Origin of the sequence: Variovorax stachyos (assembly GCF_051400855.1) — a bacterium.
Classification (GTDB): Bacteria; Pseudomonadota; Gammaproteobacteria; order Burkholderiales; family Burkholderiaceae_C; genus Variovorax.
In genome coordinates this window covers 228,034-241,453 of the sequence record NZ_JBLFFN010000004.1, presented here as the reverse complement: position 1 = coordinate 241,453, position 13,420 = coordinate 228,034, and the positions used below count along the sequence as shown (strand labels likewise).

General features: G+C 69.1%; 14 protein-coding genes. 2 read left to right on the top strand and 12 right to left on the bottom strand.

From position 1 onward, the window contains the following. Positions 1–39: 39 nt before the first annotated feature. From ACMGEZ_RS09315 to ACMGEZ_RS09275, 9 genes are all read right to left on the bottom strand, one after another. Entirely contained in the window at positions 40–321 is a 282-nt protein-coding gene (locus ACMGEZ_RS09315; RefSeq protein ID WP_436821979.1) for an RHS repeat domain-containing protein, read from the bottom strand. A gap of 148 nt (positions 322–469) precedes the next feature. Further along, the gene (locus ACMGEZ_RS09310; protein ID WP_436821978.1) at positions 470–856 is read right to left on the bottom strand and encodes an ester cyclase; all 387 of its coding nucleotides are present in this window, start codon (positions 854–856) and stop codon (positions 470–472) included. Between the two features lie 43 nt (positions 857–899). Continuing rightward, entirely contained in the window at positions 900–1,346 is a 447-nt protein-coding gene (locus ACMGEZ_RS09305) for an SRPBCC family protein (protein WP_436821977.1), read from the bottom strand. Positions 1,347–1,443: 97 nt separating this feature from the next. Then, the gene (locus ACMGEZ_RS09300; protein WP_436821976.1) at positions 1,444–1,827 is read right to left on the bottom strand and encodes a hypothetical protein; all 384 of its coding nucleotides are present in this window, start codon (positions 1,825–1,827) and stop codon (positions 1,444–1,446) included. Positions 1,828–1,859: 32 nt separating this feature from the next. Then, positions 1,860–3,371, bottom strand: coding sequence for an efflux transporter outer membrane subunit (locus ACMGEZ_RS09295; protein ID WP_436821975.1), 1,512 nt, complete (start codon positions 3,369–3,371; stop codon positions 1,860–1,862). Positions 3,372–3,382: 11 nt separating this feature from the next. Continuing rightward, positions 3,383–4,513, bottom strand: coding sequence for an ABC transporter permease (locus ACMGEZ_RS09290; protein ID WP_436821974.1), 1,131 nt, complete (start codon positions 4,511–4,513; stop codon positions 3,383–3,385). An 11-nt stretch (positions 4,514–4,524) separates the two neighbouring features. Continuing rightward, on the bottom strand, positions 4,525–5,646 hold the full coding sequence (locus ACMGEZ_RS09285) for an ABC transporter permease (RefSeq protein ID WP_436821973.1): 1,122 nt from the start codon (positions 5,644–5,646) through the stop codon (positions 4,525–4,527). Further along, entirely contained in the window at positions 5,643–7,394 is a 1,752-nt protein-coding gene (locus ACMGEZ_RS09280) for an ATP-binding cassette domain-containing protein (protein WP_436821972.1), read from the bottom strand. The genes ACMGEZ_RS09285 and ACMGEZ_RS09280 overlap by 4 nt, the downstream gene beginning before the upstream one ends. Next, positions 7,394–8,419 carry an HlyD family secretion protein gene (locus ACMGEZ_RS09275; protein ID WP_436821971.1) on the bottom strand — a complete coding sequence of 342 codons (1,026 nt, stop codon included), beginning with the start codon at positions 8,417–8,419 and terminating at the stop codon, positions 7,394–7,396. Before ACMGEZ_RS09275 ends, ACMGEZ_RS09280 begins: the two co-directional genes overlap by 1 nt. 122 nt (positions 8,420–8,541) lie before the next feature. On the opposite strand from ACMGEZ_RS09275, the gene ACMGEZ_RS09270 reads away from it, so the two are divergent. Next, a complete protein-coding gene (locus ACMGEZ_RS09270) occupies positions 8,542–9,210 on the top strand; it encodes a TetR/AcrR family transcriptional regulator (protein WP_436821970.1) in 669 nt (222 codons plus the stop codon). 23 nt (positions 9,211–9,233) lie between these two features. Here the strand turns inward: ACMGEZ_RS09270 and ACMGEZ_RS09265 are convergent, their stop codons facing one another. Genes ACMGEZ_RS09265 through ACMGEZ_RS09255 form a run of 3 tightly spaced genes read right to left on the bottom strand, consistent with a single transcriptional unit; the run spans position 9,234 to position 12,381 of the window. Beyond that, positions 9,234–10,448: a CaiB/BaiF CoA transferase family protein gene (locus ACMGEZ_RS09265; protein ID WP_436821969.1), complete on the bottom strand. Its 1,215-nt coding sequence runs from the start codon at positions 10,446–10,448 to the stop codon at positions 9,234–9,236. Between the two features lie 8 nt (positions 10,449–10,456). Beyond that, positions 10,457–11,464 carry a tripartite tricarboxylate transporter substrate binding protein gene (locus ACMGEZ_RS09260; protein WP_436821968.1) on the bottom strand — a complete coding sequence of 336 codons (1,008 nt, stop codon included), beginning with the start codon at positions 11,462–11,464 and terminating at the stop codon, positions 10,457–10,459. After that, on the bottom strand, positions 11,461–12,381 hold the full coding sequence (locus ACMGEZ_RS09255; RefSeq protein ID WP_436821967.1) for an HpcH/HpaI aldolase/citrate lyase family protein: 921 nt from the start codon (positions 12,379–12,381) through the stop codon (positions 11,461–11,463). The genes ACMGEZ_RS09260 and ACMGEZ_RS09255 overlap by 4 nt, the downstream gene beginning before the upstream one ends. A gap of 109 nt (positions 12,382–12,490) precedes the next feature. Between ACMGEZ_RS09255 and ACMGEZ_RS09250 the strand changes: the two genes are divergently transcribed. Further along, positions 12,491–13,405 (top strand): LysR family transcriptional regulator, encoded by a 915-nt coding sequence (locus ACMGEZ_RS09250; protein ID WP_436821966.1) that lies wholly within the window; start codon positions 12,491–12,493, stop codon positions 13,403–13,405. Positions 13,406–13,420 lie beyond the last annotated feature (15 nt).

Genomic DNA, 13,420 nt, shown 5'->3' with positions numbered 1-13,420 from the left:
CCCTGCCCTCCCGGGCCAGGCTGCGACAGCGCGCCGACGCTATGGCGACGTGGTCGCCACCGAGGTCCGATTGCCTGCGGCGTCGTAGCTGTAGGTGATGGTGGTGGTGACGCTACCGTCGGTGTAGACGGCACTGGCCAGGCGGCCCAGCGCGTCGTAGCTGTAGCTCACCGAACCGGCATGGACTGCGAGAGCAACGGCGCACAGACCAGCGGCGAGAACTGTGCGGCTCAACATCCGCGTGAACACATGGCGATGGGACGGCATCGATGCATGCGATCTCGATGCATACGCTGGCAATGCAGCGGTCTTCTTATTCATTCGGGAAGCTCGTTTCTTTTTGGGTGCCGCGGACTGTAGTCGAGCCTCCCGCAAATAAAGACTGGCTTTTTGTCGCGCGAATCTGGCGGTCATCTCCTTTCAATGGATCTCTTGCGGACCTACCAGATTGGGTCGCGGACAGCACCCATCAAAGCTGCGCTTCGATCGCAGCCTTGTCGATCACCGACCAGACTCGCCAGATCTTCCGTCCCCGGAATTCGTAGAACACGTTTTCGGCAAAAGAGACTCTCTTGCCGTTAACCGGGAGCCCCAGAAAGCTTGCCTTCGGCGTGCATGCGAACTCCAGCCGGCTCGCGACACGAGGTGGCTCGGCAACCAGCAACGCCACGCTGAAATGCAGATCGGGGATCTCCCGGAAATCTCTCTCGAGCATCTGCCGGTAGCCGGACAGCCCGAACTGCCGGCCGTTGTGGCTCACCTCATCGTCGACGAAGCGCCCCAGCGCCGCCCAATCCTGCTGGTTGAGGCAAGCGATGTACTCGAGGTACAGGGCGGAGAGATCAGCCGGTGTCATGGGCAACTCCCGTCATGGGCGAGGGATTCATCACCCCAAACGGCTAGTCGTTGATCTCCGGCTCGACCAGCCGCGCCAGGTTCAGCAGCGACTCCTGCCACCCGAGGTAACACGCTTCCAACGGGATGGCATCGGGAATGCCTTCCTGGACGATGTTCAGCTCGGTCCCGACCAGGACCTGCTTCAGCGTGACCGTGACGTGCATCTCTCCGGGCAGGTTCGGGTCGTCGAACACATCCGTGTACCGCACCCGCTCATTGGGCACGAGCTCGCGGTATTCGCCGCCGAAGGAGTGGCTCTTGCCCGTGGTGAAGTTGGTGAAGGACATCTTGTACTTGCCGCCCACCTTGGCATCCATGCTGTGGACCTTGCCGGTGAAGCCATTGGGCGGCAGCCACCGCGCCTTGGCGTCGGCGTCGATGAACGCCCGATAGACCTTTTCCGGCTTCGCGGCAATGACTCGATGGAGTCTGACTGTATTGGTACCCATGAATTTCTCCTTTCAATCGAGAAAGTCTGGGAGCCTACGAATGATCCCTCCGCAACGCAAGGACCAGGTAGCCGCAAATCCTGCCAGAGAGCGCACTTCACAGAGCCCGCCACTCATCGAGGCAATGCGCCGCAAGCGCCGTCACCCACGGCGGCTCATCGGGGTCGAAGGCCAGGCCGAAGCGGGGGCTGACGACAAAGCCCGCCCGCTCGAACACCTCCGGATCCTCGCGCCGCACGAAGGACGCCAGCGCATCGAAGGGCACAGCCACATTGCCGAAGCTGACCACCCGCGCCTCCAGGGTGATCTCTTCCAGCCTCCCGCCGTCCTGGAACCGGTAGACCACCGACTGGTAGTCGAGCTCGTTAAGTCCGACGGCGTTCCGGCCTGTACTCACGGGCCGGCCTCGCATCTTCACGATCTCCTCGCGCGAGACCGAGAAGGGGATTCCATCGACGCTGACGAAAGGGTCCAGGTTCATGCAGGAGCCAGCATGCCAGAGACCCGATCGCGCTAGGGCAGCGCGGTGTTCGGCCCCCCGGCCCCGCCCAGCGCCTTGGTCAGCATCACCAGATCCATCGCCAGCCGCCCTCCACTGTCCACCTGGTCGCGCTGCGCCTGCAGCAGCGTGCGCTGCGCATCGAGCTGCACCAGGAAGTCGGTCAGCCCATGCTCGTACCGCACCCGCGCCAGCTCCCAGGCATCCCTGCTCTGCCGCTCCTTGTCGACGAGCTGAAGGTGCCGCTGACGCTCCGCGGCATAGGCGCTCAGCGCATCGTCGATCTCGTGCCAGGCCTTCAGCACGGTCTGCTGGTACGCCACCGCGGCTTCCTGCTGCTGCAGCTCGCGCAAGGTCACTGTGCTGCGGCGCCTTGCGCCATCGAAGATGGGCAGCTGCAGGCTGGGCCCGACGGACCATTGCCGGCTCCCCCACTCGCCGAAGTTGCGGCTCCCGACCGATTCGAAGCCGAAGTTAGCACCGAGCGTGATGCGCGGGTACAGGTCGGCCATCGCCACGCCGATGCTCGCGGTGGCCGCATGCAGTTGCGCCTGTGCGCGCCGGATGTCGGGACGGCGCAGCGCCACCTCGGAAGGCAGGCCCGGCGACAGGTCGGGCAAGGCGCTCGCGGGGCCCTCGGCGGGCGCCGCGAGCTGCGCCTGCAGCGCGCCGGGCCGCTCGCCGAGCAGCAGCGTGATCTGGTTGATCGCCTGCGCCTCCTGCGCCAGCAGTTGCGGCAGGCGCGCGCGCAGATCCGCGGCCTGGGCGGCCTGCCGCCGCACATCGAGGTCGGTGGTCATGCCGCCGTCGGCGCGTGCCCGCACGAGCGTCAACGTCTCCTCGCTCGCAGCGATGTCGGCGCGCGCGATGCGCAATTGCCGCTGCGCCGTGCGCAACTCGAAGTAGTTGCGCGCCAGCTCCGACTGCACGGCCAGCTGCACCTGCGCCAGCATGGCCCGTGACGCGGCGACATCGGCATCGGCCGCTTCGATGGCACGACGCACGCGGCCCCACAGGTCCAGCTCCCACGAGGCATCGAAGCCGGCCTGGTAGAGCCTGTGCGGCTCGCTCAACGCGCCGATCAGCTGCTCGCGGTTCGACGGATTGAGCGCATCGATCAGCCGCGTGCCTGAGCCGAACTCGCTCTGCCGCTGGCGCGCCACGCCCGCGCTCGCGTTGAGCTGCGGCCCGCGCTGGGCCTCCGCCTGCTGCCGCTGAACGCGGCTCTGGGCGAAGCGCAGCGCGGCGGTCTGCAGGTCGTGGTTGGCCTCGAGCGCCTTCGCCATCAGTGCATCGAGCACCGGATCGGCAAACGCGGACCAGCCGATGGGCGTGCCCGCTGCATCGCGGGCCTGCACATCGAGCAGCTCCGCCGAGCCACCGTGCCAAACCGAAAAATCGGCCGGCGCTTCGGCCGTGGGCGCCTTGAACTCCGGCCCGACCGCGCAGCCGCCGGCCAGCATCAGCGCCGCCATCCAGGGGGCGCAGCGGAACAGGAACGAGGAGGAGCGTTGCGGGTTCTTCATGTCGCGCTCTTTCAGACAAGACGGTTGCGGAACAGCCAGGCCGCCAGCGGCAGCGTGACAGCCGCGATGACGACCAGCGGGATCAGGTTGTGCCAGACGGTCAGCAGGCCCACGCCCTCGAGGTAGACGCGCTGCACCAGGTCGATCGCAAAGCGCAGCGGATTGGCCAGCGTCGCGATCTGCAGCGCCTCGGGCATGTTGCGCACCGGCGTGGTCAGCCCCGACAGCAGCATCAGCGGCATGATCAGCACGAAGGTGTAGAGCATCGCCTGCTGCATGTTGGCCGACACCGCCGAGATCGACAGCCCGATGCCCACGCTGGCGATGGTGAAGCACGCCAGCCCCGCATAGAGCGTGACGAGGGAGCCCGCCATCGGCACCTCGAACCACAGCAGCGTGACCAGGAGCACGATGGTGGACTGCACCAGCCCGATCAGTACCGGCGGCACGGCCTTGCCGATCATGATTTCGGTGGGCGTGAGCGGCGTGACCAGCAACTGGTCGAAGGTGCCCTGCTCCCGCTCGCGCGCCACCGAAAGTGCAGTGAGCAGCAGGGTCTGCAGCATGCTGAGCGCGGCGATCATGCCGGGCATCAGGTTCCATCGCGTCTCGAGATTGGGGTTGAACCAGGCGCGCGAGTCGATGCGCACCGGCGCCGGCGCCCCGCCGTGCTGCGCGCGCCACTGCGCGTTGAAGTCGGCCACCAGGGCGCTCACGTAGCCGGCAGCGGAGCCGGCGGTGTTGGAGTTGCGCGCGTCGACGACGAGCTGCACCGCGGCCTCTTCGCCGGCCTGCAGCTGCTGCTCGAAGCGCGGGCCGATGTGGATCACGAAGAGCGCGTCCTGCGCATCGATGACGGGCTTGATGTCGGCCGGTGTACGCAAGGTGGCGGCGCGGTGGAAGACGCCGGTGCCGTCGAGCTTGGCCACCAGCGCAGTCGATGCCGCGCTGTGGCTCCGGTCGAGCAGCGCGTAGTCGGCCTGGTTGAGGTCGTAGGTGGCGGCATAGCCGAACAGCAGGCTCTGCATGAGCGCGGGCACGATCAGGATGACGCGGCTGGCCGGGTCCTTGAGCACGGCGAGGAACTCCTTGCGGCACAGGTTGAGGATGCGCAGCACGGTGTCGATGGAGGAAGCATTCATGGCGGCCGGGCTCAGTCGAGCGTCTTGCGCGTGGTCGCGCGGGCCACGCCGAGCAGCAGCACGGCATAGGCGATGAGAATGGCGCCATTGCGCAGCACCAGCGGCCACACGTCGCCCGCCAGGAAGAGCGTGCGGATCAGCTCCATGAAGTAGGTCGCGGGCAGCGCCTGCCCCACCACGCGCACCGCGACGGGCACGTTGCGCAGGTCGAAGAGAAAGCCCGACAGCATCAGCGAGGGCAGGAAGCTCGCGAGCAGCGCGACCTGGCTGGCCAGGAACTGGTTGCGCGTGACCGCGGAGATCACCAGCCCGATGCCCACCGCCACCAGCATGTAGAGCATGGCGCACAGCACCAGCAGCGCGAGCGATCCGACCATCGGCACCTCGAACAGGAAGCGCGCGGCCAGCAGGCACAGCGCCAGGCCGACCATGCCGACGCCGAAGTACGGAATGATCTTCGCCAGCAGGATTTCGACGGGCCGCACGGGGGTGACGAACAGCGCCTCCAGCGTGCCGCGCTCCCATTCGCGCGCCATCACCAAGGCAGTGAGGAAGGCGCCGACCAGCGTCATGATCAGCACGATGAGGCCCGGCACCAGGTACCAGGTGCTGGTGTTGGCGGTGTTGAACCACAGCCGCTGCTCGACGCTCACGCGACCGATCGCCGCACCGGGCTGGACGCGATCGGCCTGGCGCTGCGCGTTCTGCTGCAGCGCCGCCGTCGCATAGCGCAGCACGATGCTGGCGCGTCCGGCATCGGCGCCGTGCACCACGACCTGGATGCGCGCATCGCCGGCCGCCAGCCGGCGCGAGAAGTCGCCGGGCACGCGCACGATGCCGTCGACCCGGCGCTCGCGCATCAGCAGCTCGGCATCGTGCATCGAGCCCAGCATCACGGGCGAGATGTAGGGCGTGAGCTGCAGGCCCGCAACGGCCCCCATCGCGGTGGGCGAGCTGTCCTCCATCACCACGGCCAGGGGCGCGTTCTTCACGTCCAGCGAGAGGCCGAAGCCGAAGATCAGGATCAGGATGATGGGCAGCAGGACACCGATCGCGAGGCTGCTCGGGTCGCGCAGCAGCTGGCGCGCTTCCTTGCGCGTGAGGGCGGCGAGCCTGGAGCGGAAGCCGCTCATTCTGCAGCCCTCCGCTCGCGCGACCGGGTCACGATGCCGATGAAGGCCTCTTCCATGTCCGGCGCACGGCCCGCCTGCTGCCGCACCTCCTGCGGCGTGCCGATGGCGAGCAGCCGGCCGGCGTCCTGGATCACGATGCGGTCGCAGTACTCGGCCTCTTCCATGAAGTGGGTGGTGATGATCACCGTGACGCCGGCCTCCGCCAGCGCAGTGATGCGGCGCCAGAACTCGCGCCGCGCCAGCGGGTCGGTGCCGCTGGTGGGCTCGTCGAGGAACAGGATCTCGGGCTCGTGCAGGAGGCCGGTGGCCATCGCCAGGCGCTGCTTGAAGCCGCCCGGCAGCAGGCCGCTGGCGGACTGCGCCTGGCTGCTGAGATCGAACTGGTCGAGCACGGCGTGCATGCGCTCGCGCAGGCGCGCGCCGCGCAGGCCGTAGGCGCCGCCGAAGAACTCGAGGTTCTCCTGCACTGTCAGGTTGCCGTAGAGCGCGAACTTCTGCGAGACATAGCCGATGCGTGCGCGCGCCTGCGCCCGCGCATGGCGCAGGTTCACGCCCGCCACCTGCAGGAAGCCGCTGCTGGCGGGCAGCAGGCCGCACAGCATGCGAAAGGTGGTCGTCTTGCCCGCGCCGTTGGGGCCGAGCAGCCCGAAGATCTCGCCGCGGCGCACGCTGAAGCTGGTGCTGGCCACCGCAGTGAAGTCGCCGAACTTCCGCACCAGGTCCTTGACCTCGATCACGGTCTCGCCCGCAGCACCGGGGACTGTCACGCCGGCGGCGGTCGCGCTCGGTGCCGCGGTCTTCTGCTGCTGAGCGCGCAGCAGCACCATGAAGCCGTCCTCCAGGCGCGACGGCACGGGCTCGCAAGGCGCGCCGTCGAGCAGCGCGGCCAGCAGCTCGCCGTCGGTGCCGGGCTGGCGAATCAGGCGCACCTCGCCGCCCTGCGGCACCGCATCGATGATGGTGGCCGGCGCGTCCAGCAGTTTCGCCTGCAGCGTGCGCGCCGGCATGCCATGGGGCGGCTTCGCGATGAAGCAGAGATCGCGCGCCTCGTCGCGAAGCTGCTGCGGCGTGCCCTGCGCCAGCAGGCGGCCCTCGTGCAGCACGAAGACCCGTCCGCACCGCTCCGCCTCGTCGAGGTAGGCGGTGCTGACGATCACGCTCAGCCGCTCCTCGTCGACCAGCTGCCGCACGATCTCCCACAGCTCGCGACGCGACAGCGGGTCCACGCCCACGGTGGGTTCGTCGAGCAGCAGCAGCTGCGGCGAACGCACCAGCGTGCAGGCCAGGCCCAGCTTCTGCTTCATGCCGCCGGAGAGCTTGCCGGCGGGCCGCGCGGTGAAGCGGCCGAGGTCGGTCATCTCCATCAGCCGCGCATAGCGCCCGGTGCGCTCCTTCTTCGGGACGCCGTGCAGGTCGGCGTAGAGGTCGAGGTTCTCCTGCACGCTCAGGTCCTCGTAGAGGCCGAAGCGCTGCGGCATGTAGCTGATGCGGTCCTGCACGGCCTGCGGATGGGCGACCACGTCGATGCCCAGCACCTGCAGCGTGCCCTCGTCGGCGCGCATCAGGCCGGCCGCGAGGCGCAGCAGCGTGGTCTTGCCGGCGCCGTCGGGGCCGACCAGCGCGCTGAGCGTGCCGGCGGGAATTTCCAGCGACACGTCGGCTACTGCCTGCACCGTGCGCTTCGCGCCCTTGAGCTCGAAGCGCTTGTGCAGGCCGTGGCCAACGAGCGCGGGCACGGCGGCATTCATCAGCGCCCCGCGGCGACCGGCGTCGCGCTGCCGTTCAGCGGGAGGCGCACGGTGACGGGCATGCCCAGCCGCAGGCGGTCTTCCTTGTCGTCGGCGAGCACGCGGATCTCGTAGACGAGGCTGCTGCGAAGTTCCTCGGTCTGCACGGTCTTGGGCGTGAATTCGGCGGTCGACGAGATGTAGCCCACCTTGCCCGCGAGCGGCTGCCCGGGATGGCTGTCGGTCGAGAGCGTGGCGGTCATGCCGGGCCTGACGCGGCCGAGGTCGGCCTCGGCCACATAGGCGCGCACCCATTTCGGGTCGGTGATCGCGAGCGTGTAGACGGGGCGCTGCGGGGAGGCCATGTCGCCGGGCTCCATCAGGCGGGCGCGCACCACGGCATCGATGGGCGCGCGCAGCTCGGCTTCCTCGAGCTGGCGTCCGAGCAGCGCGAGCTCGGCGCGTGCCACTTCGAGCTGGGCCTGGGCCTGCGCGATGTCTTCCTTGCGCGGGCCGGTCACCACCAGCTGCTGGGCCTTGCGCGCGTTCTCCAGCTGCGCCTGTGCGACCTTGCGGCGGGCCAGAGCGCTGTCCAGGTCCTGCTGGCTGACGGCACGGCCGGCGGTGGTCTGGCGGATGCCCTGCAGGCGCTCCAGCTGTTGGCCGGCCAGCTCGGCATCGGCCTGGGCGGCTGCCACGCTGGCGCGGGCCTGCGCGACTTCCTCCGGGCGGCTGCCGGTCTTCAGGCGCAGCAGGGCCTGCTCCTGCACGCCGATCCGCGCCTGGGCCTGGGCAGCGCGCAGCTCCAGCGTGCGGGTGTCGAGCTCGCCGAGCACCTGGCCAGCCTTGACGTGGTCGCCCTCCTCCGCGTTGAGCTTGCCGATGCGATCGCTGCCGTTGAAGGCCAGCGAGACCTGGCGCTGGTCGACGTTGCCGTACAGCACGAGGCTGTCGGCATCGGCCGGCTTGCGGTTGAAGTACCACGCGGCCGCGGCGAGCGCCGCCACGATTGCGATGCCGCCGAGGATGAGGGGTTTCTTGTTCATGGGTGAGCTTTCGCGCCGGGGGTGTCGTCGATGCAGTAGACTGGATCTTAGCGAATTTGAATTTAAATTCAAACTCAATCCCGAGTTCCGCGCGCACCTTTTGCTTTGCCATGCCTACTGCCATGAGAAAAAAGGCCCCTGCCACGCGTACCGTGCGTGCACCCCGCCCCGATGGATCCGCCACCCGCGCGCTGCTGCTCGAGACCGCCGGCCAGGTCTTCGCCGAGCGTGGCTATGCCGATGCCACCAGCAAGGAAATCTGCGAGCGCGCCGGCACGCCGATGGCTTCGGTCAACTACCACTTCGGCAGCCGCGAGGCCTTGTACGAGGAGGTGCTGATCGAGGCGCACCGCCACATCGTGAGCGTGGAGGAACTTGTCGAGATGACGCGCACGCTCGGCGATCCGCGCGACAAGCTGCGCGCACTGCTCGGGCACATGCTCGCCCCCTCTTCGCGCGGGAGCGCGCCCTGGGGCTTTCGCGTGGTGCTGCGGGAAATGATGTCACCGGGACCGCTCGCACCGGCCTTGGTCGAGAAAGCGGTCAAGCCCAAGGCGAAGCTGCTGCTCGGCCTGCTCGCAGAGATTCTGGAACTGCCGCCGGAGCATCCCGCCGTGCAACGCGCGTTGGTGTTCTCCGTGCTGCCCTGCATCGTGATGCTGGTCGCGCCGAAGGAGATCCCCCGCAAGGTGCTGCCGGCAATGGCGAAAGACAGCGAGGGCCTGCTCGAGGACCTGATGCGCTATGTGTTGGCCGGGTTGGCGGCCTTGGCGAAGGCGCATCGCCGATGAATGCGGGGGCTCGGCAGCCCTCCTCACGCCATCCGCTGCGGCAGCACCTCCAGCGCACGCAGCCGCGCAATCTCCTTTTCTTCATAGCCATGCGCCGCGAGAACGTCGGCCGAATGCTGCCCGAAGCCCGGTGAAGCAAAAGGTTTCGGCCCCGGCGTGCTGCCGAACTTGACCGGCTTGTCGAAGCCGCGATAGATCCCGACCTCCGGATGGCTGAAGTCCGACACCATGCCCTCGGCCAGCACCTGCTCGTGCACGAACATGTCCTCGACTGCGCGCGCCGCCGCGCAGGGCACGGCCTCGCCGAAGATCGCCTCCCACTCGAGCGCGCTGTGCCGCTGCAACGCGCTGCGCAGCTGCGGCACGATCTCCGCCGCATGCCGTGCCCGCTTGCGCACGGAGTCGTAGCGCGGGTCCGTGGCCAGCGCCTGCAGCCCGGTGCGTTCGCACAGCGCGGCCCAGAAATGCGCCGTGTTGGCCGACAGGTACAGGTAGCCCTCGCGCGTGGGATGCAGCCCGGTCACGCCGCCGGAACGCATGTCGCGCCCCACCTCGCGGCCCTCGCCCTCGGCCCACACCAGGCGCGCCGACTGCATCGCCAACGCGCTGCGCAGCAGCGACACGCCCACGTACTGCCCCCGGCCGCTGCGTGCGCGCTCCACCAGCGCGGCGCTCACACCCATCGCCAGCATCGAGGCCGCGTAGTAGTCCACCACCGAGCCGTAGACGATTTCCGGCGGCCCGCCCGGCTTGCCCTGCATGGCGGTGATGCCCGTCATGCTCTGGAGCACCTGGTCGTAGCCGGCCCTGTCCTTGAGCGGGCCCTCTTCGCCGTAGCCGGTGACGGCGCAGTAGACCAGCGCCGGGTAGCGCTCGCGCAACTGTTCGTAGCCGATGCCCAGCCGCGGCGGGACCGCCGGCCTGAAGTTGTGGACCAGCACGTCGGCCTGCGCCAGCAGGCGGTGCAGCACCTCCAGGCCTTCAGGCTTCTTCAGGTCCAGCGCGAGGCCCTTCTTGTTGCGGTTGACGCCGATGAAGGCGCGGCTCTCGGCCTCCAGCGTTGACGGGTACTTTCGCAGGTTGTCGCCGGTGGGCGGCTCGATCTTCAGCACGGCGGCCCCCATGTCGGCGAGCAGCGTGCAGCCATACGGCCCCGCGATGTAGGCACTGAGGTCGAGCACGCGGATGCCGGTGAGCGGCCCGCGCTGCGCCTCTTCGTCCTGGTTCGTCGTTGTCACGCGCGCCATCATTCGGCCGAGATGCCGGCGTTCTTGGCGACCTTCTGCCAGTACGGGATCTCGCGCTGGATCTGCGCGGCGAACTGCGCCGGCGTCATGCCCGCGGGCTCGGCGCCCTCGCGCAACAGGAAGGCCTTCATCTCGGGGCCCTCCATGATCCTGTTGATCTCGCTGTTGAGGCGCTGCACCACGCCAGGCGGCGTGCCGGCGGGCGCCAGCACGCCCCACCAGATGCCGAAGCTGTAGCCCGGAACGGCCTGCGCCATCGGCACCAGCTCGGGCGCCGTGGCCGAAGGCTCCACGCTGGTGATGGCGATCGCGCGCGCCTTGCCCGAGCGCAGCGCCGGCTGCAGCGAGGAGCTGCTCGCGATCAGCACGTCGACAGTGCCGCCCATCAGGTCGGTGGTGGCAGGCGCCATGCCGCGGTAGGGAATGTGGGTGATGAACACGCCGGCGCTGGACTTCAGCAGCTCGGTCGCGAACTGGTTGGTGCTGCCTGGGCCCGAGGAGGCGTAGTTGAGCTTGCCGGGTTGCCGCCTGGCCAGCGCCACCAGCTCGGCAGGCGTCCTGGCCGGCAGATCGGCGCGCACCGCGACCACGAAGGGCCCCTGCGCCATCACGGCGACCGGCGCGAAGCTCTTGACGGGGTCGAAGGGCAGGCGCGGCTGCACCGCGGCATTCGTGACGAAGCTGGAGGACACCGCGACCAGCGTGTAGCCGTCGGCCGCCGCCTTGGCCACGATGCCGGTGCCCAGCGTGCCGCCCGCGCCCGGCTTGTTGTCGATCAGCACCGGCTGGCCCAGGACCTCCGACAGGCGCCGGCCCATCGCGCGCGCGAACACGTCGTTGGAGCCGCCGGCCGGATAGGGCACGACGATGGTGATCGGGCGCGAGGGCCAGGCCTCTTGCGCCGGTGCACCGGCGCAGAAAGCCGCGGCACCGAGCAGGGTCGCCAGCGCACCCGCGATGCGGCGCCGGCGTACAGGGGCGGCGCGGGTCAGGCCGGGCAAGATCATGTCGTCTCCAACTTGCTTGTCGCGTCTTGCATCGCGGTCGACGCGCCGCGCTCGGGCAGCAGCCCCAGCCGCCGCGCATCCGCGAGCACGCCTTCGGCGCCGCGCACGAAGGGGCCGTCCACCATCTGGCCGTCGACCATGTAGGCACCCACGCCGCGGGTCTGCGCGTCGCGCGCCGCCTCGATGATGCGCTGCGCACGCTCGATCTCGGCCTGCAGCGGGCGGAACACCTGGTGCGCCAGGGTCACCTGGCTCGGATGGATGCAGCTCTTGCCGAGGTAGCCGAGCCGCCGCGCCATCCGGGCCTCGGCCACGTAGCCCTGCGCGTCGTGAATGTCGGCGAAGGCGCCGTCGTAGGCGAAGACGCCGGCCTCGCCCGCCGCCATGCGCATCGCGAACATCGCGGCATGCACATTGGCCGCGTCGCGGCGCACGATGCCCAGTGGTTCGAAGAGGTCGCCGAAGCCCAGCTGCAGGCCGGCCACGCGCGCGTCCGCCTGCGCCATCGCTGCGGCCTCGCGCAGGCCGCGCGGCGATTCCACGTTCAGCATGAGCCGCGCAGGCCGGGTCACGCCATTCGCCCGCTCGGCGGCTGCGAGCGCGGCCACGGCGGCGCGTACTTGCTCGACGGATTCGGCCTTGGGCAGGTTCAACAGGTGCAGGCCGTCGCACGCCACGGCTGCGACGTCGGCTTCGAAGTGCGGCGTATCAATGCCATTGACTCGCACGATCAGCGTCTTGCCCGAGGCGCGCGCCGCGGGCGAGCGCAGCAGTTCGCCGACCTTGGTGCGCGCCTCGTTCTTGCGCTCCTCGGTCACTGCGTCTTCGAGGTCGAAGGACAAGGCGTCGGCGGGGCCCGACAGCGCCTTGGCAAAGAGCTCCGGACGGGAGCCGGGAACGAAAAGCTTGCTGCGCATTCTGCTTTCTCCTCAAGAATTGAGGCACAGTCTGCGCGTGGGCATCGAAAAGAAAAACCGTGTGATGCTATCTTCAGACGGAAGATTTTCTTTACTTTGGGGGCCTGCCTTGAACACCGACTTCCTCAGGAGCTTCGTGGCCGTCGTCGAGCACGGCTCCATGGCCGAAGCCGCACGCCGGCTCAACCTCACGCCCGCAGCGGTGGGCCAGCAGGTGCGTGCGCTGGAGCGCGAGATGGGCACGCCGCTGGTCAAGCGCATGGGCCGCACCGTGACGCCCACCGAGTCGGGCGACCGCATCGTCGAGCGCGCCCGCGAGCTGCTGACCCAGGTGACCGACCTGCGCACGGTGGCCAACGACGCAACGCTGTCGGGCGACCTGCGCCTGGGTGCCGGCACCAACGCGCTGCTGGGCATGGTGCCGGACATACTGGCCGGCCTGGTGAAGCGCTATCCGGGCGTGAACGTGTACGTGCAGCCCGGCTACTCGGTGGATATGCACCCGGCGGTGCAGCGCGGCGAGCTCGACGCCGCCATCGTGCTGCAGTCGCCGGTAGCGCTGCCCAAGACCCTGGGCTGGCAGCTGCTGCGCGAGGAGCCCCTGGTGGTGCTGGCGCCTGCCAGGTGGAGCAACGCCGATCCGCACGAACTGCTTGCGAACCAGCCGCTGATCCGCTACGACCGCACGCAGTGGGGTGGCCGGCTGGCCGACCAGTACCTGCGCAAGGCCGGCATCAAGCCGCGCGAGCGCTTCGAGCTCAACGCGCTGGGCCCGATCGCCGTCATGGTGGACCGGGGGCTGGGTGTCTCGCTCGTGCCGGATTGGATCCGGCCCTGGCCCGAAGGATTGAGGCTTGCACGCATCCCGCTGCCCCTGCCCTTCGAGCCGCGGCGCGTCGGGCTCATCTGGTCACGCGCCTCGCTCAGGCTGCGGCTGGTGGAAGCCGTACGCGAAGAGGCGATGGCGTTGTTCCCCATGGCGGCGGGGCGGGCGAGGCGTGCGGGGCGTCGAGGGGGCCAGTAGATTGGCTTGGTGCCA